The 22,934-nt window shown below is 66.7% G+C and carries 21 protein-coding genes, 2 tRNA genes and 1 pseudogene; 12 read left to right on the forward strand and 12 right to left on the reverse strand.

Translation table 11 applies throughout. The features are described from left to right. Positions 1–97: 97 nt before the first annotated feature. From WI26_RS04330 to WI26_RS04340, 3 genes and pseudogenes are all read left to right on the forward strand, one after another. Positions 98–2,407 carry a DNA translocase FtsK gene (locus tag WI26_RS04330; RefSeq protein ID WP_059467030.1) on the forward strand — a complete coding sequence of 770 codons (2,310 nt, stop codon included), beginning with the start codon at positions 98–100 and terminating at the stop codon, positions 2,405–2,407. 88 nt (positions 2,408–2,495) lie between these two features. Further along, a pseudogene (lolA, locus tag WI26_RS04335) lies at positions 2,496–3,143 on the forward strand (outer membrane lipoprotein chaperone LolA); the annotation flags it as partial. Between the two features lie 192 nt (positions 3,144–3,335). Further along, the gene (locus tag WI26_RS04340; RefSeq protein ID WP_069225286.1) at positions 3,336–4,646 is read left to right on the forward strand and encodes a replication-associated recombination protein A; all 1,311 of its coding nucleotides are present in this window, start codon (positions 3,336–3,338) and stop codon (positions 4,644–4,646) included. Positions 4,647–4,671: 25 nt separating this feature from the next. Here WI26_RS04340 and WI26_RS04345 read toward each other — a convergent pair whose 3' ends face one another. Next, on the reverse strand, positions 4,672–4,938 hold the full coding sequence (locus tag WI26_RS04345) for a DUF2164 domain-containing protein (RefSeq protein ID WP_059467033.1): 267 nt from the start codon (positions 4,936–4,938) through the stop codon (positions 4,672–4,674). A gap of 239 nt (positions 4,939–5,177) precedes the next feature. On the opposite strand from WI26_RS04345, the gene serS reads away from it, so the two are divergent. The 3 genes from serS (at position 5,178) to WI26_RS04360 (ending at position 8,631) form a co-directional block, all read left to right on the forward strand. Continuing rightward, entirely contained in the window at positions 5,178–6,479 is a 1,302-nt protein-coding gene (serS, locus tag WI26_RS04350; protein WP_069225287.1) for a serine--tRNA ligase, read from the forward strand. Between the two features lie 130 nt (positions 6,480–6,609). After that, positions 6,610–6,700 (forward strand) — tRNA-Ser (locus WI26_RS04355). 395 nt (positions 6,701–7,095) lie between these two features. Then, on the forward strand, positions 7,096–8,631 hold the full coding sequence (locus tag WI26_RS04360) for a methyl-accepting chemotaxis protein (RefSeq protein WP_069225288.1): 1,536 nt from the start codon (positions 7,096–7,098) through the stop codon (positions 8,629–8,631). Between the two features lie 51 nt (positions 8,632–8,682). Here WI26_RS04360 and WI26_RS04365 read toward each other — a convergent pair whose 3' ends face one another. Beyond that, entirely contained in the window at positions 8,683–9,843 is a 1,161-nt protein-coding gene (locus tag WI26_RS04365) for an alkane 1-monooxygenase (protein WP_069225289.1), read from the reverse strand. A 527-nt stretch (positions 9,844–10,370) separates the two neighbouring features. Here WI26_RS04365 and WI26_RS04370 point away from each other — a divergent pair. The 5 genes from WI26_RS04370 to WI26_RS04390 all read left to right on the forward strand — a co-directional run bounded on the left by WI26_RS04370 (position 10,371) and on the right by WI26_RS04390 (position 13,659). Next, positions 10,371–11,024, forward strand: coding sequence for a GNAT family N-acetyltransferase (locus WI26_RS04370; protein WP_230939352.1), 654 nt, complete (start codon positions 10,371–10,373; stop codon positions 11,022–11,024). 166 nt (positions 11,025–11,190) lie between these two features. Continuing rightward, positions 11,191–11,958, forward strand: a complete 768-nt coding sequence (minC, locus tag WI26_RS04375; RefSeq protein ID WP_059467037.1) for a septum site-determining protein MinC — start codon at positions 11,191–11,193, stop codon at positions 11,956–11,958. A 59-nt stretch (positions 11,959–12,017) separates the two neighbouring features. Further along, positions 12,018–12,833 (forward strand): septum site-determining protein MinD, encoded by an 816-nt coding sequence (gene minD, locus WI26_RS04380; protein WP_006476635.1) that lies wholly within the window; start codon positions 12,018–12,020, stop codon positions 12,831–12,833. Positions 12,834–12,845: 12 nt separating this feature from the next. After that, positions 12,846–13,100 carry a cell division topological specificity factor MinE gene (minE, locus tag WI26_RS04385; RefSeq protein WP_006486661.1) on the forward strand — a complete coding sequence of 85 codons (255 nt, stop codon included), beginning with the start codon at positions 12,846–12,848 and terminating at the stop codon, positions 13,098–13,100. Positions 13,101–13,257: 157 nt separating this feature from the next. Continuing rightward, positions 13,258–13,659 (forward strand): YXWGXW repeat-containing protein, encoded by a 402-nt coding sequence (locus WI26_RS04390; protein ID WP_069225290.1) that lies wholly within the window; start codon positions 13,258–13,260, stop codon positions 13,657–13,659. 118 nt (positions 13,660–13,777) lie between these two features. On the opposite strand, the gene WI26_RS04395 is transcribed toward WI26_RS04390, so the two are convergent. After that, positions 13,778–15,319, reverse strand: a complete 1,542-nt coding sequence (locus WI26_RS04395; protein ID WP_069225291.1) for a chloride channel protein — start codon at positions 15,317–15,319, stop codon at positions 13,778–13,780. Between the two features lie 175 nt (positions 15,320–15,494). On the opposite strand from WI26_RS04395, the gene waaC reads away from it, so the two are divergent. Next, positions 15,495–16,493 (forward strand): lipopolysaccharide heptosyltransferase I, encoded by a 999-nt coding sequence (gene waaC, locus WI26_RS04400; RefSeq protein WP_069225292.1) that lies wholly within the window; start codon positions 15,495–15,497, stop codon positions 16,491–16,493. Positions 16,494–16,549: 56 nt separating this feature from the next. Here the strand turns inward: waaC and WI26_RS04405 are convergent, their stop codons facing one another. The 9 genes from WI26_RS04405 to rph all read right to left on the reverse strand — a co-directional run bounded on the left by WI26_RS04405 (position 16,550) and on the right by rph (position 22,905). Then, positions 16,550–16,729, reverse strand: coding sequence for a hypothetical protein (locus tag WI26_RS04405; protein WP_059448171.1), 180 nt, complete (start codon positions 16,727–16,729; stop codon positions 16,550–16,552). A 102-nt stretch (positions 16,730–16,831) separates the two neighbouring features. Next, on the reverse strand, positions 16,832–18,142 hold the full coding sequence (locus WI26_RS04410; protein ID WP_069225293.1) for an MFS transporter: 1,311 nt from the start codon (positions 18,140–18,142) through the stop codon (positions 16,832–16,834). A gap of 300 nt (positions 18,143–18,442) precedes the next feature. Then, a complete protein-coding gene (locus tag WI26_RS04415) occupies positions 18,443–18,934 on the reverse strand; it encodes an energy transducer TonB family protein (protein ID WP_069225294.1) in 492 nt (163 codons plus the stop codon). 231 nt (positions 18,935–19,165) lie between these two features. Then, complete coding sequence (locus tag WI26_RS04420) at positions 19,166–19,459, reverse strand: hypothetical protein (protein ID WP_059467043.1); 294 nt, start codon at positions 19,457–19,459, stop codon at positions 19,166–19,168. Between the two features lie 158 nt (positions 19,460–19,617). After that, the gene (locus WI26_RS04425; protein WP_059509703.1) at positions 19,618–20,019 is read right to left on the reverse strand and encodes a hypothetical protein; all 402 of its coding nucleotides are present in this window, start codon (positions 20,017–20,019) and stop codon (positions 19,618–19,620) included. 144 nt (positions 20,020–20,163) lie between these two features. Continuing rightward, a tRNA-Ser gene (locus WI26_RS04430) sits at positions 20,164–20,251 on the reverse strand. A gap of 42 nt (positions 20,252–20,293) precedes the next feature. Beyond that, positions 20,294–21,508, reverse strand: a complete 1,215-nt coding sequence (gene hemW / locus WI26_RS04435) for a radical SAM family heme chaperone HemW (protein WP_069225295.1) — start codon at positions 21,506–21,508, stop codon at positions 20,294–20,296. A 34-nt stretch (positions 21,509–21,542) separates the two neighbouring features. Beyond that, positions 21,543–22,172, reverse strand: coding sequence for an RdgB/HAM1 family non-canonical purine NTP pyrophosphatase (rdgB, locus tag WI26_RS04440; RefSeq protein ID WP_069225296.1), 630 nt, complete (start codon positions 22,170–22,172; stop codon positions 21,543–21,545). Further along, entirely contained in the window at positions 22,165–22,905 is a 741-nt protein-coding gene (rph, locus tag WI26_RS04445; RefSeq protein ID WP_059467047.1) for a ribonuclease PH, read from the reverse strand. The genes rdgB and rph overlap by 8 nt, the downstream gene beginning before the upstream one ends. Positions 22,906–22,934 lie beyond the last annotated feature (29 nt).

Genomic DNA, 22,934 nt, shown 5'->3' on the forward strand with positions numbered 1-22,934 from the left:
GTAACCGTCATTTACACTTGGCGGCCCGGTGCAGCGTTTACAATAAGCGCGATCGAACGACAGGCGGGCGCGCGGCCCGTCCTCTTTATACGGATTCATGGCAAAAGCTCCTTATTCCGCCCAGGCACAGGCGTTGCCGCACCGGATGTCGAAGCTCCTCACGGAGATCCGCTGGATTCTCCAGGTCGCGCTCTGCGCTTTTCTGGTGATGGCCCTGTTGAGCTACAGCCGGCGCGATCCGAGCTGGACGCACGCCGCGCAGGTGGACCACATCTCGAACTGGGCCGGCCGCGTCGGCGCATGGACGGCCGACATCATCCTGCTGCTGTTCGGCCTGTCGGCCTACTGGCTGATCGTGCCGCTTGGACGGCGCATCGCGGTCAACTACCGGCGCATCACGCGTCACGAGGCGGTCGTCGACGAGCCCGAGCGGCCGATCGGCTGGCTCACCGAGATCTTCGCGTTCGTGCTCGTCGTGCTGGCGTGCGACGGCATCGAGGCGTTGCGGATGTGGTCGCTGAAGGTGCAGCTGCCGCGCGCGCCGGGCGGTGTGATCGGCGAGGCCGTGGCGGGCGCGATGTCGCATGCGTTCGGCTTCACCGGCGGCACGCTGCTGCTCCTGATCCTGCTCGCGATCGGCCTGTCGCTGTATTTCCGCTTCTCGTGGCTGTCGGTCGCCGAGCGCGTCGGCGGTGCGATCCTGTCCGCCGTCAACGTCGCGAAGCTGCGCCGCGAGGCCGAACGCGACCGCAAGCTCGGCGAGGCCGCGGCCGTGCGCCGCGAAGGGAAGGTCGAAGAGGAACGCGTGCGCATCGAGGATCACGAGCCCGTGACGATCGTGCCGCCGGTCGTCACGCCGGCGAAGTCCGAGCGCGTCGAGCGCGAGCGCCAGGTGCCGCTGTTTACCGACCTGCCGGGCGATTCGACGCTGCCGCCGGTGTCGCTGCTCGATCCCGCGCCGAAGACGCAGGAAGCGATTTCCGCCGATACGCTGGAATTCACGTCGCGCCTGATCGAGAAGAAGCTGAAGGACTTCGGTGTCGAGGCGAGCGTTGTCGCCGCGTATCCGGGCCCGGTCGTCACGCGCTACGAAATCGAGCCGGCCACCGGCGTGAAGGGCAGCCAGATCGTCAACCTCGCGAAGGATCTCGCGCGCTCGCTGTCGCTCGTGTCGATCCGCGTGGTCGAGACGATCCCGGGCAAGAACTACATGGCGCTCGAGCTGCCGAACCAGCGCCGCCAGACGGTCCACCTGTCCGAGATCATCGGTTCGGAAGTCTATGCGGCCGCGTCGTCGGCGCTGACCTTGAGCCTCGGCAAGGACATCGGCGGCAAGCCGGTGTGCGCGGATCTCGCGAAGATGCCGCACCTGCTGGTCGCCGGCACCACCGGTTCGGGCAAGTCGGTCGGGATCAACGCGATGATCCTGTCGCTGCTCTACAAGGCCACCGCCGAGCAGGTGCGCCTGATCCTGATCGATCCGAAGATGCTCGAAATGAGCGTCTACGAAGGTATTCCGCACCTGCTGTGCCCGGTCGTCACCGACATGCGCCAGGCCGGCCATGCGCTGAACTGGACGGTCGCGGAGATGGAGCGCCGCTACAAGCTGATGAGCAAGCTCGGCGTGCGCAACCTTGCGGGCTACAACAACAAGATCGACGACGCGGCGAAGCGTGAGGAAAAGATTCCGAATCCGTTCAGCCTGACGCCGGACGATCCCGAACCGCTCGGCCGCCTGCCGAACATCGTCGTCGTGATCGACGAACTGGCCGACCTGATGATGGTCGTCGGCAAGAAGGTCGAGGAATTGATCGCGCGGATCGCGCAGAAGGCGCGCGCGGCCGGCATCCACCTGATCCTCGCGACGCAGCGTCCGTCCGTCGACGTGATCACCGGCCTGATCAAGGCGAACGTGCCGACGCGGATTGCGTTCCAGGTGTCGTCGAAGATCGACTCGCGCACGATTCTCGACCAGATGGGCGCCGAATCGCTGCTCGGGATGGGCGACATGCTGTACCTGCCGCCCGGCACCGGCTTGCCGGTGCGCGTGCACGGCGCGTTCGTCGCCGACGACGAAGTGCATCGCGTCGTCGAGAAGCTCAAGGAGCAGGGCGAGCCGAACTACGTCGAAGGGCTGCTCGAGGGCGGCACCGCCGACGGCGACGAGGGTTCGGCCGGCGCGGGAACCGGTGAAGGCGGCGGCGAGTCTGATCCGCTATACGATCAGGCCGTCGAGATCGTGATCAAGAACCGCCGCGCGTCGATTTCGCTCGTACAGCGCCATTTGCGGATCGGCTACAACCGCGCGGCGCGGCTGCTTGAACAGATGGAACAGTCGGGGCTCGTGTCGGCGATGTCGTCGAGCGGCAACCGCGAAATTCTTGTGCCGGCGCGCGACGCGGAATAAGTCCGCGGCGCCCGCAGCGCCGGCCACCCAGGGAGAAAACCGCAACATGCAGCAACTTTCGTTCGTTCCTTCCCTTCGTTCGACGCGGCGCTGGCTCGGCGCGGCGTTCGCCGGTGCATCGCTGATGCTCGCGGCGACGCATGCGTTCGCGGGCGGCACCGAGCAACTGAAGGCCTTCGTGTCGCAAGTGCGTTCGGCGAAAGGCGATTTCACGCAGCAGATCGTCAAGGCGCCGGCCAAGGGCGCGAGCGCCGCACAGGCCGCGCCGAAGCCGAACGACAACTCGAGCGGCACGTTCGTGTTCTCGCGTCCGGGGAAGTTCATCTGGACGTACCAGAAGCCGTACCAGCAGGTGCTGCAGGCCGACGGAGACAAGCTCTACGTGTACGACCGCGACCTGAACCAGGTCACCGAGCGCAAGCTGAACGGCGCGCTGGGCGCAAGTCCGGCCGCGATCCTGTTCGGCAGCAACGATCTGGACAAGAACTACACGCTGCGCGATGCCGGCGAGAAGGGCGGCATCGAGTGGCTGGAGATGTTGCCGAAGGCGCAGGACACGCAATTCCAGCGGATCGGCATCGGCTTCCGCAACGGCACGCTCGCCGCGATGGAACTGCACGACGTGTTTGGCAACGTCACGCTGCTCACCTTCACGAACATCCAGACGAACCCGCCGCTGAAGAGCGACGCGTTCAAGTTCGTCGTGCCGAAGGGCGCGGACGTGATCACCGGCTGATCTGCACCGCATCGTTTTCCCGACACGGGCCTGCCGGCGACGGCAGGCCCGTGTTGTTTGGGGCGTGGGCACCGGACGCGGGCACCGGGCCGGGCTGTGGCGGCCTGCACCGGCGGTGCCGTCGTGCGGCTGTCATAATGTCGGGTCCGGCGGCCGGTTCGGCCGCCATCGTTTGATCTGGAGCGAGGGTTCATGTCCGACCTGTTTCAAGTCGAGCCGCGCCGGCCGCTCGCCGAGGCGCTGCGGCCGAAGACGCTCGCCGAGGTAATCGGCCAGACGCATCTGCTGGGCGAAGGCAAACCGCTGCGGCTCGCGTTCGAGTCCGGCAAGCCGCATTCGATGATCCTGTGGGGGCCGCCCGGCGTCGGCAAGACGACGCTCGCGCGCCTGACCGCGCTCGCGTTCGACTGCGAGTTCATCGCGCTGTCGGCGGTGCTCGGCGGCGTGAAGGACATCCGCGAGTCGATGGAGCAGGCGAAGGACACGCTGAACCGCACCGGCCGCCATACGATCCTGTTCGTCGACGAAATCCACCGCTTCAACAAGGGGCAGCAGGATGCGCTGCTGCCGTTCGTCGAGTCGGGACTCGTGACCTTCATTGGAGCGACGACCGAGAATCCGAGCTTCGAAGTCAACTCGGCGCTGCTGTCGCGGGCGCAGGTGTATGTGCTGCAGTCGCTGAACGACGACGAGATGCGTCAGTTGCTCAGGCGCGCGCAGGAAATCGCGCTCGACGGCCTCGCGTTCGACGACAAGGCGGTCGATACGCTCGTCGGTTACGCGGACGGCGACGCGCGGCGCTTCCTGAACCTGCTCGAGCAGGCGCAGACGGCCGCATCGTCCGCCGGGGTCACGACCATCGACGCCGATTTCGTCAGCAGCGCGATGACGCTGAACGCGCGGCGCTTCGACAAGGGTGGCGACAATTTCTACGATCAGATCTCGGCGCTGCACAAGTCGGTGCGCGGTTCGAGCCCGGACGGCGCGCTGTACTGGTTCTGCCGGATGATCGACGGCGGCGCGGATCCGAAATATCTCGCGCGGCGGATCGTGCGGATGGCGTGGGAAGACATCGGCCTCGCCGACCCGCGTGCGCTGCAGGTGGCGAACGACGCGGCCGAGACGTACGAGCGGCTCGGCTCGCCCGAAGGCGAGCTGGCGCTCGGGCAGGCAGTGATCTATCTCGCGTGCGCGGCGAAGAGCAACGCGGGCTACAACGCGTTCAACCAGGCGATGGCGTTCGTGAAGCAGGACAAGTCGCGCGAGGTCCCCGTGCATCTGCGCAATGCGCCGACCAAGCTGATGAAGGAGCTCGGCTACGGTCACGCATATCGCTACGCGCACGACGAGCCGAATGCCTATGCGGCCGGCGAATCGTACCTGCCGGAAGGGATGCGCGAGCCGCGCTGGTACAAGCCGGTGCCGCGCGGGCTCGAATCGAAGATCGCCGACAAGCTCGCGTGGCTGCGTGAACTCGACCGCGAGGCCGGCAAGAACGACTGACCGGCCGTTCGCCGCCTGCGGCGGGTCAACGCCTGCGGCCCGGCTGCTTCTTCCAGTACTCGAACGGCTCCGCGTGGCAGTCGATGTCGAGTTCGGCGACCCGTGCGTGCAGGCGCTCCTGTGCGTCGGCAATCGCGAGGTTGTAGATTGCCGGCGCGATTTCCTCGACGAAGAAGTGCAGCAGCGCGCCTGCCTGGATGTTGCCGATCGGCTCGTCCATGTTTTCTGTGAAATAGCGTTGCAGCGACGCGATCGCGCGGTCGCGGACATCCTTGTCCAGTTCGATGGCCATCGTGTTCCCTCGGATCGTGGCGGTGAGAAGGGCGGGCGTGTGGCGTGCCTGCGGCGGTTGTCGCGTCGCCGCGCAACGAGGCCGCGCGACGCGCTTTGGCGAGTGCCGACGCGGGGGTCGGCAATGCGATACTGCCATGTCCGTCGCGCGTTTGCGCCGCTGTCCATCCGGCCAGTGCCGTGGCGGCCTCGCGGTGCGTTAGAATTCCCGTCTTACACAACGATTTTCCAAGTCCTCCCATGCTCGACATCCAGTTGCTGCGCAAAGACCTCGACGGCGTCGCGAAGCGCCTCGCCGATCGCGGCTACACCCTCGACGTCGCTGCGTTCTCCGCGCTCGAAGCGGAACGCCGTGCGATCCAGACCCGTACCGAAGAGCTCCAGGCGCGCCGCAACAGCCTGTCAAAGCAGATCGGCGCGATGAAGGGGAAGGGCGAGGACACGTCGGCCGTCATGGCCGAAGTCGGCGGGATCGGCGACGAGATGAAGGCGTCGGAGGCCAAGCTCGGCGAGATCCAGACGCGCCTGTCCGACCTGATGCTGGGCATGCCGAACATCGCGCACGAAAGCGTGCCGGTCGGCAAGGACGAGGCCGACAACGTCGAAGTGCGCCGCTGGGGCACGCCGCGCGAGTTCGACTTCGAGGTGAAGGATCACGTCGACGTCGGCACGCCGCTCGGCCTCGATTTCGAAACCGGCGCGAAGCTCGCCGGCGCGCGCTTCACGATGCTGCGCGGGCCGATCGCACGGCTGCATCGCGCGCTCGCGCAGTTCATGATCGACACGCACACGCTGCAGCACGGCTACAGCGAGACGTACACGCCGTACATCGTGAACCCTGAAATCCTGTACGGCACGGGCCAACTGCCGAAGTTCGCCGACGACATGTTCCGCGTCGAGAAGGGCGGTGCCGAAAACACGATCACGCAGTACCTGATCTCGACGTCCGAAATTTCGCTGACCAACACTGTGCGCGAATCGATCGTCGAAGGCACCGCGTTGCCGATCAAGCTGACCGCGCATTCGCCGTGCTTCCGTTCGGAAGCCGGTTCGTACGGCCGCGACACGCGCGGGATGATCCGCCAGCATCAGTTCGACAAGGTCGAGATGGTGCAGGTCGTCGCACCGGACGCATCGTACGCGGCGCTCGACGAGATGGTCGGCCACGCGGAAGCGATCCTGCAAAAGCTCGGCCTGCCGTACCGCGTGATCACGCTTTGCACGGGGGACATGGGCTTTTCGGCCGCGAAGACGTTCGACCTCGAAGTATGGCTGCCCGCGCAGAACACCTATCGCGAGATCTCGAGCTGCTCGAACACCGAGGCGTTCCAGGCGCGCCGCATGCAGGCACGTTTCCGCAACGCGCAGGGCAAGCCGGAACTCGTGCATACGCTGAACGGTTCCGGCCTCGCGGTCGGCCGCACGCTCGTTGCCGTGCTGGAGAACTACCAGAATGCCGACGGTTCGGTCACGGTGCCGGAGGCACTGCGTCCATACATGGGTGGCATGGAGCGAATCGAAGCGCCTGCGCAGGCGTCGTGAGATCGCTCCGCGATCGGTCTTCAAGCCTCCGCAAAAAAATTTGCAAAAAGGGCTTGTGAGTTTTAAAGAGATCGTTCTATAATCTTTTCTTTCCCGGACACGACCAGCCGGGAAATGAAGCAGCAAGGAAGGAGAGGTGGCAGAGTGGTCGAATGTACCTGACTCGAAATCAGGCGTACGGTTTCCCCGTACCGTGGGTTCGAATCCCACCCTCTCCGCCAAAATACGAAGCCCCGTGATTCGCAAGGATCACGGGGTTTTTCGTTTTGGTCGCGCGCGACTGAGCGTGGCACCGCTCACAACGCGCAGCGCGGCCGTCGCCATGCTCGAATCTTTGCGTGGCGATTGCCCCCGCCGTCGAGCGAAAGCCATCTCGTTCGCTTCGATGCTCGGTTTCCATTGGCCTGACCTGCGCCGCTGGGTGGCGGCGCAAGCCGTCCCGCACCATGTGCCCGATTCGCATATCGCGGCGGCATGCCGCAACTGCTTGCGGTGCCGTCTCCGCCGGATTCCCGCTGCCTTCGTCTTGCTTCAGCCTTCGCTTCGCGCGCCGTTAACAGTGGGCGGCGGCAAGCGCCTTTTGCGCGGTCGCCGTTTCCCGTCGATTCAAGGTCCCATGAAGCTGAGCTACAAGATTCCCCTCGCATTCGCCCTCGCGTTGCTGCTGATGTTCTGCGGCGCGCTGTACGGTATCCGCATCCTCAACCGCTCGATCGACACGTTCGCGAACGACGTGCAGACGCGTGTCGCCGACGAACGGCTCGTGTCGGCGACGCTCGTGCAGTTCAAGCTGCAGGTCCAGGAATGGAAGGACACGCTGCTGCGCGGCAAGCAGCCCGACAAGCTCGACAAGTACTGGCAGGCATTCCAGACGCGCGAGCGCACGGTCGATACGCTCGCCGCGCAACTCGTGAACCAGTTGCCGCCCGGCGAGAGCCGTACGCTGGTCGAGCAGTTCATGCGCGCGCATGCGGCGATGGGTGACGGCTACCGGCGCGGGTTCGATGCATTCAAGGCCGCCGGTTTCGATCCGACGGCCGGGGATGCGGCCGTCGCGGGTGTCGACCGTGTGCCCGCCGCGCTGCTCGAGCGCGCGGCCAAGGCGATTGCCGACGAGAGCGCCACCGTGTCGGCGCAAGCGAGCCGCGATGCAAGTCATGCCACCGCGGCGAGCGTCGTGCTGATGCTGATCGTGCTCGGCATCGCGATGATCGGCGCGTTCCTGTTCAGCCGCGCGATCCTGCGCCCGCTCGATCGCGCAGTGGCGTGCGCGCAGGCCGTGGCCGGCGGCGATCTGACGCGCGACGTCGACGCGGCCGGCCGCGACGAGATCGCCGATCTGCTGCGCGCGTTGCGGACGATGCAGGCGAGCCTGTCGGGTGTCGTGCTCGAGGTGCGCACGCATGCCGAAGCTGTCGCGACCGCCAGCGCGCAGATCGCGGCGGGCAATCACGACCTGTCGTCGCGCACCGAGGCGCAGGCTGCGTCGATCGAGGAAACCGCGGCAAGCATGACTGAACTGACGGGCATCGTGCGCCAGTCGGCCGAGCACGCGCAGCACGCGGCGCAGTTGGCGCGGGACGCATCGGACATCGCGGCCGCGGGCGGCGGCGTGATGACCGACGCCGTCGACACGATGAACGGGATTGCCTCCAGCTCGGCGAAGGTCGGCGAGATCATCGCGGTCATCGACAGCATCGCGTTCCAGACCAATATCCTCGCGCTGAACGCGGCCGTCGAGGCGGCGCGCGCGGGCGAACAGGGGCGCGGCTTCGCGGTCGTCGCGTCGGAGGTGCGCACGCTCGCGCAGCGCAGCGCGGCCGCCGCGAAGGAGATCAAGGCGCTGATCGAGCAATCGACGCAGCGGGTCGACGAGGGCGCCGTGCTGATCGCGCGCGCGGGCGAATCGATCCACGAGATCGTCGGCGCGGTGCAACGGGTCACGTCGATCGTCGGTGAGATTTCGTCCGCATCGCAGGAGCAGAGCGGCGGCATCCAGCAGGTGAACGTGGCGGTCACGCAGATGGACGAAGCGACACAGCGCAACGCGGCGCTCGTCGAACAGGCGTCGGCCGCGACGCAGGCGCTGGCGGAACAGGCGAGCGCGTTGCGACACGCGGTCGCCGTGTTCAGGCTGCCGCAGGCCGCGTGACGATATTGCCGACCGCGACCGCGACCGCGACCGCGACCGCGCCGTGCTGTGTCACGCCGCAGCCGAATACTGCGCGAGCACGCGAGCGCGGATCGACGGCTTGATGTTCGACTGCGCCATGTTGCCGCCGTAATGCGCGACGACACGCGGATTCATCACGCGATACCAGAGCGGCGGCACATACGCGAACAGGATCATCGTCGCGTAGCCGGCCGGCAGTTGCGGCGAGTCGTCGAAGTGGCGCAGCGCCTGGTACGAACGCGTCGGGTTCGCGTGATGGTCGGCGTGTCGCTGCAACTGATACAGGAACAGGTTGGTGACGACGTGATTGCTGTTCCACGAATGCTGCGGCGTGCAGCGTTCGTAGCGGCCGCTCGGCAGCTTGCGGCGGCCGAGCCCGTAGTGCTCGACATAGTTGACGACTTCGAGCAGCGACGCGCCGTACACGGCCTGGATCACGAGGAACGGAATCACGACCTTGCCGGCCATCGCGATCGCGATGCCCCATACGACGACGGTCATCGCCCACGCGTGCAGCACCTCGTTACGCCACGTCCATGGCGAACGCCCGAGCCGTTCGAGGCGCGCCGTCTCGAGCCGCCACGCCGAGTGGATGCTGCCCGTCACAGTGCGCGGCAGGAATGCCCAGAACGATTCGCCGTAGCGCGCGCTCGCCGGATCCTCGGCCGTCGCGACGCGCACGTGATGGCCGCGGTTGTGTTCGACGAAGAAGTGCCCGTACGCGACCGGCGCGAGCGTGACTTTCGCGAGCCAGCGCTCGAAGCGGTTGGTCTTGTGCCCGAGTTCGTGCGCGGTGTTGATCGAGATGCCCGTCGCGGCGCCGAGCGACAGCGCGAAGCCGATGTAGTCGTACCACGCGAGCGCATGTGTGCCAACGATCCACACGCACATGAAGAACGCGATGTATTCGACCAGCGTCGCGAGATAGACGATGTAGCGGTAGTAGCGCTCGCGTTCGAGGCGCGGGACGACGGTTTCGGGCGGATTGTCGCGGTCATCGCCGATCAGCGTGTCGAGGACCGGGATCACGCCGAACGCGAACAGCGGTCCGAACCACCAGAACACATGAAGGCCCGTCGACAGCGCGAGCTGGGCCGAGAGGATCGGCAGCGTGATCGTCACCGCGCCGAGCAGCCACAGATAACGTTTGCCATCCGACCAGCCCGAGGCCGATGCGTCGGTCATTGCCATTGTCTCCCTCCTTGTAGAGGCCGGCTCCCGCGTGTGCGGGGGGGCGGCCGTGTGACGCGTTTGTCGTCGTTCGAATCGTCGCGTGTCCGCGGTGCCGGATCGGTCGTCCGGTTGTGCCAGTTATACGACCGTCGCGCATGCTTTCCAAACCCTGGCGCTAGGCGTGCGACTCCAAACGATGGACGGGTACATGCCGCCGGCCGGGAAGGGCCGGCACGGGGCGATTGAAACAGGCGGACTTGGGCCGATCCGCTTGTGCGGCCTGCGTTCTTGTCGGATGAATGCCTGGCGTGACGCTCGCGTGCATCCAGAGGTGAGGTCCGCAACGAATGTTGCGATGCAGCAGCCGTGGCGCGACGACGCCCGATCGTGCGGTTCTTTCGCATACGTATGTAACGAATCATTACGGCCTCGGCGAGGAAATGCCGGACACTAGCCGCATGAACGCCATGCATGACAAGGCGAGCGAGGCGAGGCCTCCGATCTCGCCATTCGGCGAGCATGCGTTGTCGCGCGTCGGCGCATCGATGCTGCACCTGCACACCGGCGTGCCCGCGACGTCGGTTGCCTTTCGATCGGCGCTGCCGTTTGAAAATTACGATTTGACTCATGCCCCGCTTTCGGTTGAAGCTAATACCTTGCTGTCCGAAGGGGGCTGTGCCTGCATGAGTTCGACCTTGACCGTTCGTCGTATCGCTGCCGATCAGGGCCGCGTGTATCGCGAACTCCGCGCCGCATCGCTGCGCGAGCCCTACGCGCCCGGTGAAGCGCCGGAGGCCGAATTGCTGAACGTCGATTCCGACGCGGCGGCGGCCGTTGCCGCGCTGCGCGCCACATCCGACGAGTCGACGACTTTCCTGCTGTATACCGAGGGCCATCCGGCCGGCATGATCGGCGCATATTTCGACAACACGCCCGAGCGGCGCGCGTTCGTCAGCGAGCTGTGGGTCGCCCACGCGGTCCGCCACTTGCGCGGTGGCGTGCTGTTGCTCGAAACCGCCACAGCGTGGTTGGCGGAACGCGGTGCGCAGGACGTCTACGCATGGATCGCCGATGCGAACCGCAACGCGATCCGTTTTTACGAACGCGCGGGTTTCGGCAACACGGGCGAGCATGCGCCGATCGCGCGGATGCCCGGCGCGATGAAGTCGTTGTTCGTGTCGCACTTCAACACGCCCTGACGCATGAATGCGCGGGCCGCACGGCGCGATGAAGGCCCGGCCGCCCGTCCGACTGCCCGCCCGCCGGTCGCGCGCTCGCTGCGATCGTCATCCCCCGGTTCCCCAAAAATAATGGCCGCACGCGTGGACGCCTGTAAAATACGCAAAAAATTTTTGCAGAGTGTCCATGTCGCTTAAAAAATCGCCATTCTTCGAGCTGCGCAGCGGATCGGTCGATACGTTGCTGTTCACCGTGAAGACGACCGATCTCGATGCGTTGCGTGCCGAACTGGTCAAGCGCTTCGAAGCGACTCCCGAGTTTTTCGCCGATGATGTCGTCGCGATCGACGTCCGCCGCCTCGCGGACGGCGAACGCGTCGCGCTTGACGACATTCGCCAGATGCTGAACGACGTGCGGATGCGCCCGGTGGGCGTCGTCGCGCTCGCCACGCAGGGCTGGGCGGGGGAAGCCGGCCTGCCGTTGCTCGAGGCGCGCGACCGCCGCGTGTCGGCTGCGAAGCCGGCCGAGGAAGCGGAGCCGGCGCCTGTCGTTGCCGCGGCCGCTGCCGTGGCGGCCGAACCGGCGCCGGAGACTGCACCGACGCCGGTTTCGGCGGGTGGCCAGACGCTGGTGATCGATCGGCCGCTGCGTTCGGGGCAGCAGATTTACGCGAAAGGAGACCTCGTGGTGCTGGCGCCGGTCAGTCACGGCGCCGAGATCATCGCGGAAGGCAATATCCACATCTACGCGCCGTTGCGCGGCCGCGCACTCGCGGGCGTGCACGGCAATCACGATGCGCGCATTTTCTGCACGTGTCTGGAGCCGGAACTGATTTCGATCGCGGGTATCTATCGAACGACCGAGAACCCGTTGCCTGCCGACATACTGGGCAAATCGGTGCAGATCCGGCTCGAAGAGGAAAAACTGATGATCGAACCGCTGCGCCTGACGTGATTCACGCGGCGCGCTCCGGATCGATCGGCTCTCATTGACGAACACAGGGTATTGGGTAAATGGCAAAAATCATCGTGGTGACTTCGGGCAAGGGCGGCGTGGGCAAGACGACGACCAGCGCGAGCTTCGCGTCCGGCCTCGCGCTGCGCGGCCACAAGACGGCCGTGATCGACTTCGACGTCGGCCTGCGCAACCTCGATCTCATCATGGGCTGCGAGCGTCGCGTGGTGTACGACCTCGTCAACGTGATCCAGGGCGAAGCGAACCTGAACCAGGCGCTGATCAAGGACAAGAAGTGCGAGAACCTGTTCATCCTGCCGGCGTCGCAGACGCGCGACAAGGATGCGCTCACGCGGGACGGCGTCGAGAAGGTGCTGAACGACCTGGTCGCGATGGACTTCGAATACATCGTCTGCGATTCGCCGGCCGGTATCGAGGCGGGCGCGCTGCACGCGATGTATTTCGCGGACGAAGCGCTGATCGTCACGAACCCGGAAGTGTCGTCGGTGCGCGACTCGGATCGCATTCTCGGCATCCTGTCGTCGAAGACGAAGCGCGCGACCGAAGGCAAGGAGCCGATCAAGGAGCACCTGCTGATCACGCGCTACAGCCCGAAGCGCGTGAGCGAAGGCGAAATGCTGTCGCTCGAGGACATCAGCGAGATCCTGCGCATCAAGCTGATCGGCGTGGTGCCGGAATCGGAAGCCGTGCTGCACGCATCGAACCAGGGTTTGCCGGCAGTGCATATCGACGGCACCGACGTTGCGGAAGCGTACAAGGACGTCGTCGCTCGCTTCCTCGGCGAGGACAAGCCGCTGCGCTTCACCGATTACCAGAAGCCGGGCCTGCTGCAGCGCCTCTTCGGCAGCAAGTAACGGAGGCCGCCCATGTCCATCCTTTCGTTTCTCCTCGGCGAGAAGAAGAAGTCCGCATCGGTCGCGAAGGAGCGCCTGCAGCTCATCATCGCGCACGAGCGGGTCGGCGGCCGGCCGCCGGCCGATTATCTGCCGGCGCTGCAGAAGGAGCTGGTCGCGGTCATCTCGAAATACGTCCATATTTCGAACGATGACATTCGCGTGAGCCTCGAGCGCCAGGACGATCTCGAAGTCCTCGAAGTGAAGATCGAGATCCCGCAAGCCTGACTTTTGTCGGTCTCCCCGCACGGCGGCGCATGCCGTCGTGCGCGTCTTACGCCCTGTTGCACTTTCGGGCTCGCCGTAACACGGCGTCTGTCGGCCGTTGGTCGACCTCCCGCATTGAACGAATACGCTCGCGTCATTTGTCAATCAGGAGGTTGTAATGGCTGTCTCTACCGTTCGACGTCGTATCGTTTCGCTCGCGCTGTTCGCCGCGGGCCTGTCAGCCATCGCCGCGCCGTTTGCCGCACACGCGGACGAAATCCTCGTCGGTGCGCCGATGATGGTGCAGTCGGGGCGGATGGTCGTCGCCGAACCGGTGGCCACGCCGGTCGAGGAAATCGTCGTCGTCGCACCGAATGCGCCGCCGCCCGTGCGCTACGAAGTCGTACCCGACGCACGCGTCGGCTATGTGTGGGAGCGTGGGCACTGGCGCTGGGACCATGGCCGCTACGTGTGGATCGGCGGCCACTGGGAAACCGAGCGCATCGGCATGCACTGGGTGCCGGGTCACTGGGACCAGCGTGGCCCGAACTGGTTCTGGACTCGCGGCCACTGGGCCTGACGGGGAGGCATGCGATGAAACGAACCGCCATTGCCATCGCGCTCGTCGCGATCACGCTCGCCGGCTGTATCGTCGTGCCGGCCCGGCCCGTTTACTATCGGCCGGCGCCGGTGGTCATCTACTGAGGATCGCGCGGGTCCGTCCGCGCCGGGCCGCTCGCACCGGATGCGGACGGGCCGTGCTCGTGCGGCGCCGCCGACGTGTGCATGGCGACGTTGCCGGCTGCCGGGGCCTCCGGCTCGCCACCGTCCTGCTCGCGCAGCGTGTCGAGCGGATCGGCGGGTGCGGCGGCCGCATCCTGCGGCTCCACGACACTGGCCGTGGCAGCGGGTGCCACGGCGGGTTCGGCGGTGGTCGCGGGCGGCGCGAGATAGCGCTCGGCAAGTGTTTCGTAGAGCGGCGGCGCGAAGAAGCGCGCCATGCGGCTCGACACCAGTGCGGTCGCCATCAGCGAAATCACGAGCGCGTGACCGTTGATCATCTCCATCACGATCACGAACGACGTGATCGGCGACTGCGTGACCGCCGCGAGGTAGCCGACCATCGCGAGCGCGATCAGCATCGGCAGGCTCATGTCGCCGAACACGAGATGCAGCAGGTTGCCGAACCCGGCGCCGATCGACAGCGAAGGCGCGAAGATCCCGCCCGGGATGCCCGGCAGGTACGACGCGACCATCGACACCATCTTCAGGAACGGATAAAGCACCGACAGCCGTTCATGGCCGTCGAGCAGGCCGCGCGCCTCGGCATAGCCGCTGCCGAACGTCGTCCCGCCCGACACGAGGCCGACGACCGCGATCACGAAGCCGCACAGCGCCGCGAACGCGATCGGGCGCTCGCGATACAGGCCGAGCAGGCGCGCGGGCAGCCAGCGGCCCGTATTGAGCAGCAGCCAACTGAAAAGGCCGCCCGCGATGCCGGTGACGATCGCCGTGACGAGCACGGCGACGGCAAGCATCTTCGGAAAATGCTGACCGGCGTCGATCGTGCCGAAGTATGTGTAGTTGCCGTTCAGGCCCAATGCGACGACACCGGCGAGGATGATCGCGGTGATCAGCACGCCGCTGGCGCGGGCGGAGAAGCTGCGGGTCAGCTCCTCGATCGCGAACACGATCCCGGCGAGCGGTGTATTGAATGCGGCCGACAGGCCCGCCGCTGCGCCGGCGAGCACGAGTTGCCGTTCGATCTGCGCATTCGAGCGCGGGTAGAAGCGCCGCAGGTTGAACATCAGCGCCGCGCCGACCTGCACGGTCGGGCCTTCCCGGCCGATCGTGAAGCCGCCGAGGATCCCCAGGAACGAGAGCAGGACCTTCCCGAACAAGATGCGCAGCGTTAGCAGCCGCGCGCCGAATGCGCTCGGGCTCGCATGCAGTGTCGCAATGACCTGCGGGATCCCGCTGCCCTCGGCGCCGCGGAAGAAGCGACGCGTGAGCCATGCCGACGCCGCGGCGATCGACGGCGTCAGCACCAGCGGCAGCCACGCGGCGTGCTCGCGCATCGTGCGGAAGGTATCGTAGCCCCAGTCGATCAGTCGCGCGTACAGCACGGCCGCGAGGCCGACGGCGATCGCGCCGAGCCAGAATACGCCGTACTGGCGCCAGATTCGCAGCGAGCGGCGGGTGAGGGCGGGAAACAGGGCGGGAAGGGCGGGGCGGGGCATCGGCAGCGGGCCGGGAAGGCAAAGGAACCATTATAAAAAGAACCGGATGTGTCCGGGGCTCGACAAATACTCACAAAAGCGTCGCATTTTGTTGCAAATGTAATGTCGGCGTAATGTTTGCGCGCCACAAGCATCGTTAGCATGGCGAAATGGCCAGCCATTCCTCACACCGAACGTGAAACGTATCCTCATCGTGAAAGTGACGTCGCTCGGCGACGTCGTCCAGACGCTGCCCGTTGTCGCGGACCTTCATCGCGCCTTTCCGGGCGTGCAGGTCGACTGGGCCGTGGACGAATCTTGCGCGGAGGTCGTGCGCTGGCACCCCGGCGTGAGCCACGTGCTCTGCGCGCCGCTGAGGCGGTTCAAGAAGCTCCGCAACGGCGGCGACCTGAAGGCGATCTCCGCGTCGATCGGCGCGCTGCGCGCGCATCGCTACGATGCCGTCATCGACCTGCACGGCGTCTACAAGAGCGCGATCATCTCGGCGCTCGCGCGCGCCGCACGCCGCGTCGGCTATCAGACGCGGGATCTCGGCGAGACGGGCGCCCGCTTCGCGTACTCGCATCGCTTCGGCCCACGGCCGGATTGCGATGCATGGCACGGGATGCGGGTGAGCGCGGGCGAGGCGCTGGGCTATGTGCCCGAAGGCATCGCCGCGTACGGGATCGTCCCGCCGCAGGACGCGAGCCTGCCGCCCGCCGTGACCGACGGCGCGCCGTTCATGCTGCTGTTCCACGCGACTTCAAATCCGGACAAGAAATGGCCGACCGATGATTGGGCCGCGCTGGCCATCCGGATGATGGCGCGCGGCGTGCGTGTGCTGTTGCCCTGGGGATCGGCCGCCGAACACGACGATGCGCAGCACATAGCCGCCCGTGCGCCAGGCGCGATCGTGCTGCCGGCGATGTCAGTGCGCGAACTGGGCGCGGCCATCGGCCGGGCTGCGCTCGTGGTGGGGGTCGATACCGGGTTCGTGCACATGGCGCACGCGCTGCAGCGGCCGACCGTGATGATTTTCGTTGCGACCTCGCGCCACCATTGCGGCATCGGCGGCGCACCGAATGCACTGTCGATCGGCGAGCCTGGCGTGCCGCCCTCGGTGGCGCAGGCGCTCGATGCGATCGATGCGGTCGGGCCGGCCTATGGCGCGCAGCGCGAGCGGCTGACGGCCTAGCGCGCGGACAGGCCCGCTATCGGCTTGAACGGGCCCAGCGAAGGCGCCCGGCAGGGTCAGGCGAGCAGCGCTTCGACCGTGACTACCGCAGCGATGGCGGCCAGGTTGGCGAGCAGCGCCTCGAACAGGAGGCCGCGCCACGTTTTTGGCCGGAAGCGTGCCGCGAGCAGCAGGGCGCTACCCAGCGCGAGCGCCAGGATCATGACGAGGTCGGCATTGCCGAGGTGGATGTTCATCGCGGCGGCTCCTTCGGGGAGGGATCCGGGGACGCGCGGGCGCGCCCCCGGATCGAGTATAGGCAGCGCCGGCCGCCGCACAACCCGGGGCGCCCCGGACGCTCAGAGGAGCGATGCGTCGCGGGTTTCGCGCATCAGCAGCACGCCGATCAGGCTGATCGCCGCCGCGACCGACACGTAGCCGCCGACCCACGACAGGCCGCCGCGTGCGGCGAGCAACTGTGCGATGTACGGCGCGATCGACGCGCCGAGGATCCCCCCGAGGTTGTACGCGACGCCCGCGCCCGTATAGCGGACGTTGGTCGGGAACAACTCGGGCAGCAGCGCGCCCATCGGCGCGAACGTCACCCCCATCAGGAACAGCTCGAGCGTCAGGAACAGCGCGACGAGCGGCATCGAGCCGCTGCCGAGCAGCGGCTCCATCGCGAAGCCCGAGAGCAGTGCGGCGATCGCGCCGGCGACCAGCACCGGCTTGCGGCCGAAGCGATCCGACGCCCACGCCGACAGCGGTGTCGCGAGCCCCATGAACACGACAGCGAAGCAAAGCAGGCCGAGGAAGCTCTGGCGCGGAATATGCAGCGTCGACACGCCGTACGACAGCGAGAACACCGTCGAGATGTAGAACAGCGTGTAGCAGACCACCATCGCGAGCGCGCCGAGCAACGTGGGCTGCCAGTGTTGCGAGACGAGCGTCGCGACCGGCACGCGCACACGTTCGTTGCGCTCGAGTGCGGCCTGGAACGCCGGTGTCTCGGTGATCTTCAGCCGCACGTACAGGCCGAGTGCGACGAGCACCGCGCTGACGAGGAACGGGATGCGCCAGCCCCAGCTGCGGAATTGTTCGTCGGACAGCGACAGCGCGAGCGCGAAGAACAGCCCGTTCGACATCAGGAAGCCGACCGACGGGCCGAGCTGCGGGAACATCCCGAACCAGCCGCGCTTGCCTTGTGGCGCGTGCTCGGTCGCGAGCAGCGCCGCGCCGCCCCATTCGCCACCGAGGCCGATGCCCTGGCCGAAACGCAGCACGCAGAGCAGCACTGGCGCGAGTGCGCCGATCGCGTCGTAGCCGGGCACGAAGCCGATCGCGGTGGTGGACACGCCCATGACGAGCAGGGACGCGACGAGCGTCGACTTGCGGCCGATGCGGTCGCCGAAGTGACCGAACAGGAACGAGCCGATCGGTCGCGCGATGAATGCGATGCCGAACGTGACGAATGCGGACAGCGCCTGTGCGGTCGCGGAACCGTGCGGAAAGAACACGGGGCCGATGACGAGTGCCGCGGCGGTCGCGTAGACGTAGAAGTCGTAGAACTCGATCGCGGTGCCGATGAAGCTCGCGAACACGATGCGCCGGTGGCTGACGGCGCCGGCCGAACCGGTTGCATGTGCAACGGCCGGGGGAGATGCGGACATGGATGTCTCCGTTTTGTCGTTGGGGCATTCGACCGAGCGTGCGTCGAGCCGGCAGGTGGACGCCTGCCGGGAGAGCGCAGCCGGGCGGATGATGCGGTAGCGACGTGGACGCGCGTCGTGGCGCGGACGTCACTCGCCGGTCGACGAGACAGACGGGCAGGTCGCCGCCGCCCTGTGCCGGCATGGTCGGTTCGCATGCCGGGTGCGGCGCGCGAACGCGCGCGCGGGAGGGTGGCCGCGCGATTGCGGAAAATTATAGCCAGCGCCGCGACATAGCGACAATCGCGGGCGGGTGCAGACTCAATCGAGCGATTGCGCCTGTGCGGATGCGGTGCTTTGCAGCTGGAAACGCCCGTCGTCGTTGAACAGCCAGCCTTCCATCATCTCGATCCGGCCGTTGCCGTCCAGCAGTTTCGACGGTGGCGGCGGCAGCGGTGCCGAACGGCGCAGCGATGCGAGCGCGAGCCCTTCCGCTTCGCTGTCGCCGTTGCTGCGATAGACGGATGCGTTGACGAGGCGGCCGCTGCCATCGACGGTGAACGCGACGACGACGAGCGAGCGCAGCATCGCCTGCGGCGTCCCGTGCGAGACGCCGGACGGATTGTGCTCGGCGACGCACCGCGCGACTTCCACGCGGTACTGGTCGCGATTCGCGCTGCGGGTGACGGACGGGATCGTCAGCACCGAGCGCAGCGACGGCGGCGGCGTGATCGTGCAGGCGGCAAGCAACGAGGCGGCGAGCAGCGCGGCAACACGCAGCCGGCTCGCGCCCGGGTGGGGAAGAGGGGACATGGGGGCGTGCCGGAGGGTGACTATAAAAAAATGATAGGCGTCCGGGCGCGACCTGTTATCGGGACAAACGCATAGTGCGCGAAGCGCGACGTGGCGATTCGCAGATGATGGCGATCGGCGGCCCCACCGGCACCTGTCGTGATGTGATGTGACGTGACATGTGACCGCGCGGGCGCGACATGCGTACCTGCGCCGCACGCAGCGGCGGTTGGCGTGGCCCGAGCGGCCCGCTCAGTAGCCGTGCGTCACGAGCGACAGAACGGACAGGTCCGGATGCGTGCCGTCGATAATGGTCTTGCCGATATGCACGCCTTCCTGAACCGCTTCGTCGACGCTCGCGAAGCTTTCCTCGCCGTCCGCGTGGAAGGGCACAGCATGATCGGGCAGCGCGGGATTCACGCCAGGATGGCAGACATATCCGGTGTAGGTGTAACGCGTGTCGCTGCCGGGAGCGAGGCCCGGCACCACATGGATCTCGAAGCCTTCGTAATCGACGTGATCCGTCGCTGTCGACAGTTCTGTCATGGCGGTCTCCGTGTGCCGCACGCACGGATGGTGCGCGGGGCATCGAGTCGCGGCGGCGGTCGTGTCGCCGTGCTGATCGAATTCTAGGCGATGGCGGCACGGCTTGTGAGGCTCGCGCGCGGCGTCGGTGGCCACGGCGGGCGCGCATGTATCACGCGTTACCGCGTGCAGCGCGCGTCCTTGCGCTGCACCACGAGGATCACGGGATACTTCTGGCCGTGCTCGAGTTCCACGGGCGCGACGACCGTCAGCGTCGCCGGATCGGAATCGTCGTACACGCTGACCTGCTCGTTGCGGATATAGGTCACGCCGATGCAGTTCGATGCGCGCCCGTCATCCGACACCTTGCACTGGATCTCGTTTTCCTTCAGGTAGTTGTACGGCGTCGGGCTCGCGAGGTATTCGCGCAGGCTGCGCGGCGAGCCGCCGACGCCCTTCACGTACGCGATCGCGCACGACGGTGTTTGCCCGTCGGTGCCGGAGGCGGAATCGGCGGCCGCGGCGTGCGTGCCGACGGCAGCCAGCAGGGCGACGAGCGACGAGGCGATGAAGGGCTTCATGACGTGGTTTCCCGTTTCGCGATTCGGAGCGCCGGATTGTAACGGCATCGGGCGAGATGCGTCGGCCCGCTGGGCACGTACCGTGCGCGGCGGACAAACAAAAACCCCGTCATTCGAAGAATGGACGGGGTTTGGCGAACTTCCTGGCGGAAGCGGTGAGATTCGAACTCACGGACAGTTTCCCGTCGCCGGTTTTCAAGACCGGTGCCTTAAACCGCTCGGCCACGCTTCCACACGAGGCGGCATTGTAACCGAAATGCCGCGCCGTTCCGCTTCAATCGTCGCGCAGGAACAATTCCTGCAGGTCGTTGAGGAATCGTTGACCCAGCGGCGTCGGCGCAATCTGCGCAAAGTCGCGCGTGATCAATCCGCGCTGCTCTGCTTCCTTGAGTGCCGGCTCGATCGTGCTGATCGGCAAACCCGTGCGCTCGGCAAAGCTGTGCACGGGGAAGCCCTCGACGAGCCGCAGCGTGTTCAGCATGAACTCGAACGGCAGGTCGCGCGCACCGACTTCACGCTCTTCCTGCACGGGCGTGCCGGCCATCGCCTGTTCGATGAAGGTGGCCGGATGCTTGTAGCGTGCCTGTCGCAGGATCCGGTTCGGGAACGACAGCTTCGTGTGTGCGCCCGCGCCGATGCCGAGATAGTCGCCGAAGCGCCAGTAGTTAAGGTTGTGCTTGCACTGATGATTCGGCTTCGCGTACGCGGACACTTCGTAGCGGTCGTAACCGGCCTCGGCCGTGCGCGCATGGATCCATTCCTGCATGTCGGCTGACGCGTCGTCGTCGGGCACCGCGGGCGGAAACTTCGCGAACAGCGTGTTCGGTTCGAGCGTCAGGTGATACAGCGACAGATGCGGCGGCGCGAACGACAGCGCAGTCTCGATGTCGGCCCGGCATTCGTCGAGCGTCTGGTTCGGCAGCGCGAACATCAGGTCGAGGTTGAAGTTGTCGAACGTCTTCGCGGCGATCTCGACGGCCGCGCGCGCCTGCGCGGTGTCGTGAATGCGGCCGAGCGCTTTGAGATGGCCTTCGTTGAAGCTCTGGATGCCGACCGACAGGCGATTCACGCCGCTCGCGCGGAACTGCGCGAACTTCGCGGCTTCGAACGTCCCCGGGTTCGCCTCGAGCGTGATCTCGGCGTCGGCATCGAGCGGCAGCAGTGCGCGCACGTCGGACAGCAGACGGTCGAGACCGGCCGCGGACAGCAGGCTCGGCGTGCCGCCGCCGATGAACACCGTATGCACCTGCCGGCCCCAGACGAGCGGCAGCGCCTGTTCGAGATCCGCACGCAGCGCATCGAGGTACTCGGTTTCCGGAAACCGCTCGCCTTTCCACTCGTGCGAGTTGAAATCGCAGTACGGGCACTTGCGCACGCACCACGGAAAATGCACGTATACCGCGAGCGGCGGCAGCGACGTGAGCCGTACCTGCCCGGGCGACGTGAAGGTCGCGACGACGCGCGCGCCGGTTTCCGCCGCCTGGCTCATGCGGCCTCCGGTTGCGAATGCGTGACGAAGTCGATCATGCCGGTTCCTCCGCGAGCCGCGCGAGCAACGCCTTCAATGCGAGCGCGCGATGGCTGTGCGTGTTCTTCACGGCCGGCTCGAGTTCGGCCGCCGTCGCGCCGAGCGACGGCAGGTGGAAATGCGGGTCGTAGCCGAATCCGTGCTCGCCGCGCGGCGTGTCGATGATCTCGCCCTCCCAGCGTCCTTCGGCGAACAGCGGCTCGGGATCGTCCGCGTGGCGCACCAGCGCGAGCACGCAGCAATAGTATGCGCGCCGGTCGTGGACGCCGCGCAGCTGCTCGACGAGGTACGCATTGTTCGCCGCGTCGCCCTTGTCGCGGCCCGCACGCTGCGCGTAGCGGGCCGAATACACGCCCGGCGCGCCGCGCAGCGCGCGCACGCACAGGCCCGAATCGTCGGCGATCGCCGGCAGGCTGGTGAGCCGCGACGCGTGGCGCGCTTTCGTCAGTGCGTTCTCGATGAACGTACCGAACGGTTCTTCCGCTTCCGGCACGGCCAGCTCGCCCTGCGGCACGATCTCGATGCCGACCGTCGAGAACAGCGCGGTGAACTCGCGCAGCTTGCCGGCGTTGTTCGACGCGAGCACGATGCGCGAAAGCGGCGCGGGGGTGCGATCGTCAGACATGGCTCGCGCCCAGCACGTCTTTCTGCAACTGCACGAGTTGGCCGATTCCGCTTTGCGCGAGGTCGAGCAGCGCGTTCATTTCGTCCCGCGAGAACGGCACCCCTTCGGCGGTGCCCTGGACTTCGACGAAGCCGCCGGCGCCCGTCATCACGACGTTCATGTCGGTGTCGCAGCGCGAATCTTCCGCGTAGTCGAGGTCGAGCACGGGCGCGCCTTCGTACACGCCGACCGAAATCGCGGCGACGTGGTCGGTGATCGGCGAGCGCGCGAGCTTGCCGGCCGCGATCAGCTTCGACACGGCGTCGTGCGCGGCGACGAACGCGCCGGTGATGCTGGCCGTGCGCGTGCCGCCGTCGGCCTGGATCACGTCGCAGTCGATGTGGATCGTGCGCGGGCCGAGCGCTTCGAGATCGAACACCGCGCGCAGCGCGCGGCCGATCAGGCGCTGAATTTCCTGCGTACGGCCCGTCTGCTTGCCGCGCGCGGCTTCACGGTCGCTGCGCGTGTGCGTCGCGCGCGGCAGCATTCCGTATTCGGCCGTCAGCCAGCCCTGGCCGCGATCGCGCAGGAATTCGGGCACGCGTTCGGCGACGCTCGCGGTGCAGATCACCTTGGTATCGCCGAATTCGACGAGTACCGAGCCTTCGGCGTGTTTCGTGTAATGGCGCGTGAGGGCGACCTTGCGCAGTTCGTCGGCGCGGCGGCCGCTCGGGCGGGACAGGGAAGACGTCATGGGGGAATCGTGGACGGAAGAGGAAACCC

The sequence above is a fragment of the Burkholderia diffusa genome (assembly GCF_001718315.1).
Taxonomy (GTDB): Bacteria; Pseudomonadota; Gammaproteobacteria; order Burkholderiales; family Burkholderiaceae; genus Burkholderia; species Burkholderia diffusa_B.

Excerpts from the sequence above, each read along its gene's own strand:
- WI26_RS04415 (WP_069225294.1), bottom strand. The coding sequence starts at position 18,934 with ATGTCCCCTCTTCCCCACCCGGGCGCGAGCCGGCTGCGTGTTGCCGCG.
- rdgB (WP_069225296.1), bottom strand. The coding sequence starts at position 22,172 with ATGTCTGACGATCGCACCCCCGCGCCGCTTTCGCGCATCGTGCTCGCG.
- WI26_RS04345 (WP_059467033.1), bottom strand. The coding sequence starts at position 4,938 with ATGGCCATCGAACTGGACAAGGATGTCCGCGACCGCGCGATCGCGTCG.
- minE (WP_006486661.1), top strand. The coding sequence starts at position 12,846 with ATGTCCATCCTTTCGTTTCTCCTCGGCGAGAAGAAGAAGTCCGCATCG.
- WI26_RS04405 (WP_059448171.1), bottom strand. The coding sequence starts at position 16,729 with ATGAACATCCACCTCGGCAATGCCGACCTCGTCATGATCCTGGCGCTC.
- WI26_RS04360 (WP_069225288.1), top strand. The coding sequence starts at position 7,096 with ATGAAGCTGAGCTACAAGATTCCCCTCGCATTCGCCCTCGCGTTGCTG.
- hemW (WP_069225295.1), bottom strand. The coding sequence starts at position 21,508 with ATGAGCCAGGCGGCGGAAACCGGCGCGCGCGTCGTCGCGACCTTCACG.
- minC (WP_059467037.1), top strand. The coding sequence starts at position 11,191 with ATGTCGCTTAAAAAATCGCCATTCTTCGAGCTGCGCAGCGGATCGGTC.
- WI26_RS04370 (WP_230939352.1), top strand. The coding sequence starts at position 10,371 with ATGCTGCACCTGCACACCGGCGTGCCCGCGACGTCGGTTGCCTTTCGA.
- WI26_RS04340 (WP_069225286.1), top strand. The coding sequence starts at position 3,336 with ATGTCCGACCTGTTTCAAGTCGAGCCGCGCCGGCCGCTCGCCGAGGCG.
- WI26_RS04395 (WP_069225291.1), bottom strand. The coding sequence starts at position 15,319 with ATGCCCCGCCCCGCCCTTCCCGCCCTGTTTCCCGCCCTCACCCGCCGC.
- WI26_RS04420 (WP_059467043.1), bottom strand. The coding sequence starts at position 19,459 with ATGACAGAACTGTCGACAGCGACGGATCACGTCGATTACGAAGGCTTC.
- WI26_RS04410 (WP_069225293.1), bottom strand. The coding sequence starts at position 18,142 with ATGTCCGCATCTCCCCCGGCCGTTGCACATGCAACCGGTTCGGCCGGC.
- minD (WP_006476635.1), top strand. The coding sequence starts at position 12,018 with ATGGCAAAAATCATCGTGGTGACTTCGGGCAAGGGCGGCGTGGGCAAG.
- WI26_RS04390 (WP_069225290.1), top strand. The coding sequence starts at position 13,258 with ATGGCTGTCTCTACCGTTCGACGTCGTATCGTTTCGCTCGCGCTGTTC.
- WI26_RS04330 (WP_059467030.1), top strand. The coding sequence starts at position 98 with ATGGCAAAAGCTCCTTATTCCGCCCAGGCACAGGCGTTGCCGCACCGG.
- rph (WP_059467047.1), bottom strand. The coding sequence starts at position 22,905 with ATGACGTCTTCCCTGTCCCGCCCGAGCGGCCGCCGCGCCGACGAACTG.
- serS (WP_069225287.1), top strand. The coding sequence starts at position 5,178 with ATGCTCGACATCCAGTTGCTGCGCAAAGACCTCGACGGCGTCGCGAAG.
- WI26_RS04365 (WP_069225289.1), bottom strand. The coding sequence starts at position 9,843 with ATGGCAATGACCGACGCATCGGCCTCGGGCTGGTCGGATGGCAAACGT.
- WI26_RS04425 (WP_059509703.1), bottom strand. The coding sequence starts at position 20,019 with ATGAAGCCCTTCATCGCCTCGTCGCTCGTCGCCCTGCTGGCTGCCGTC.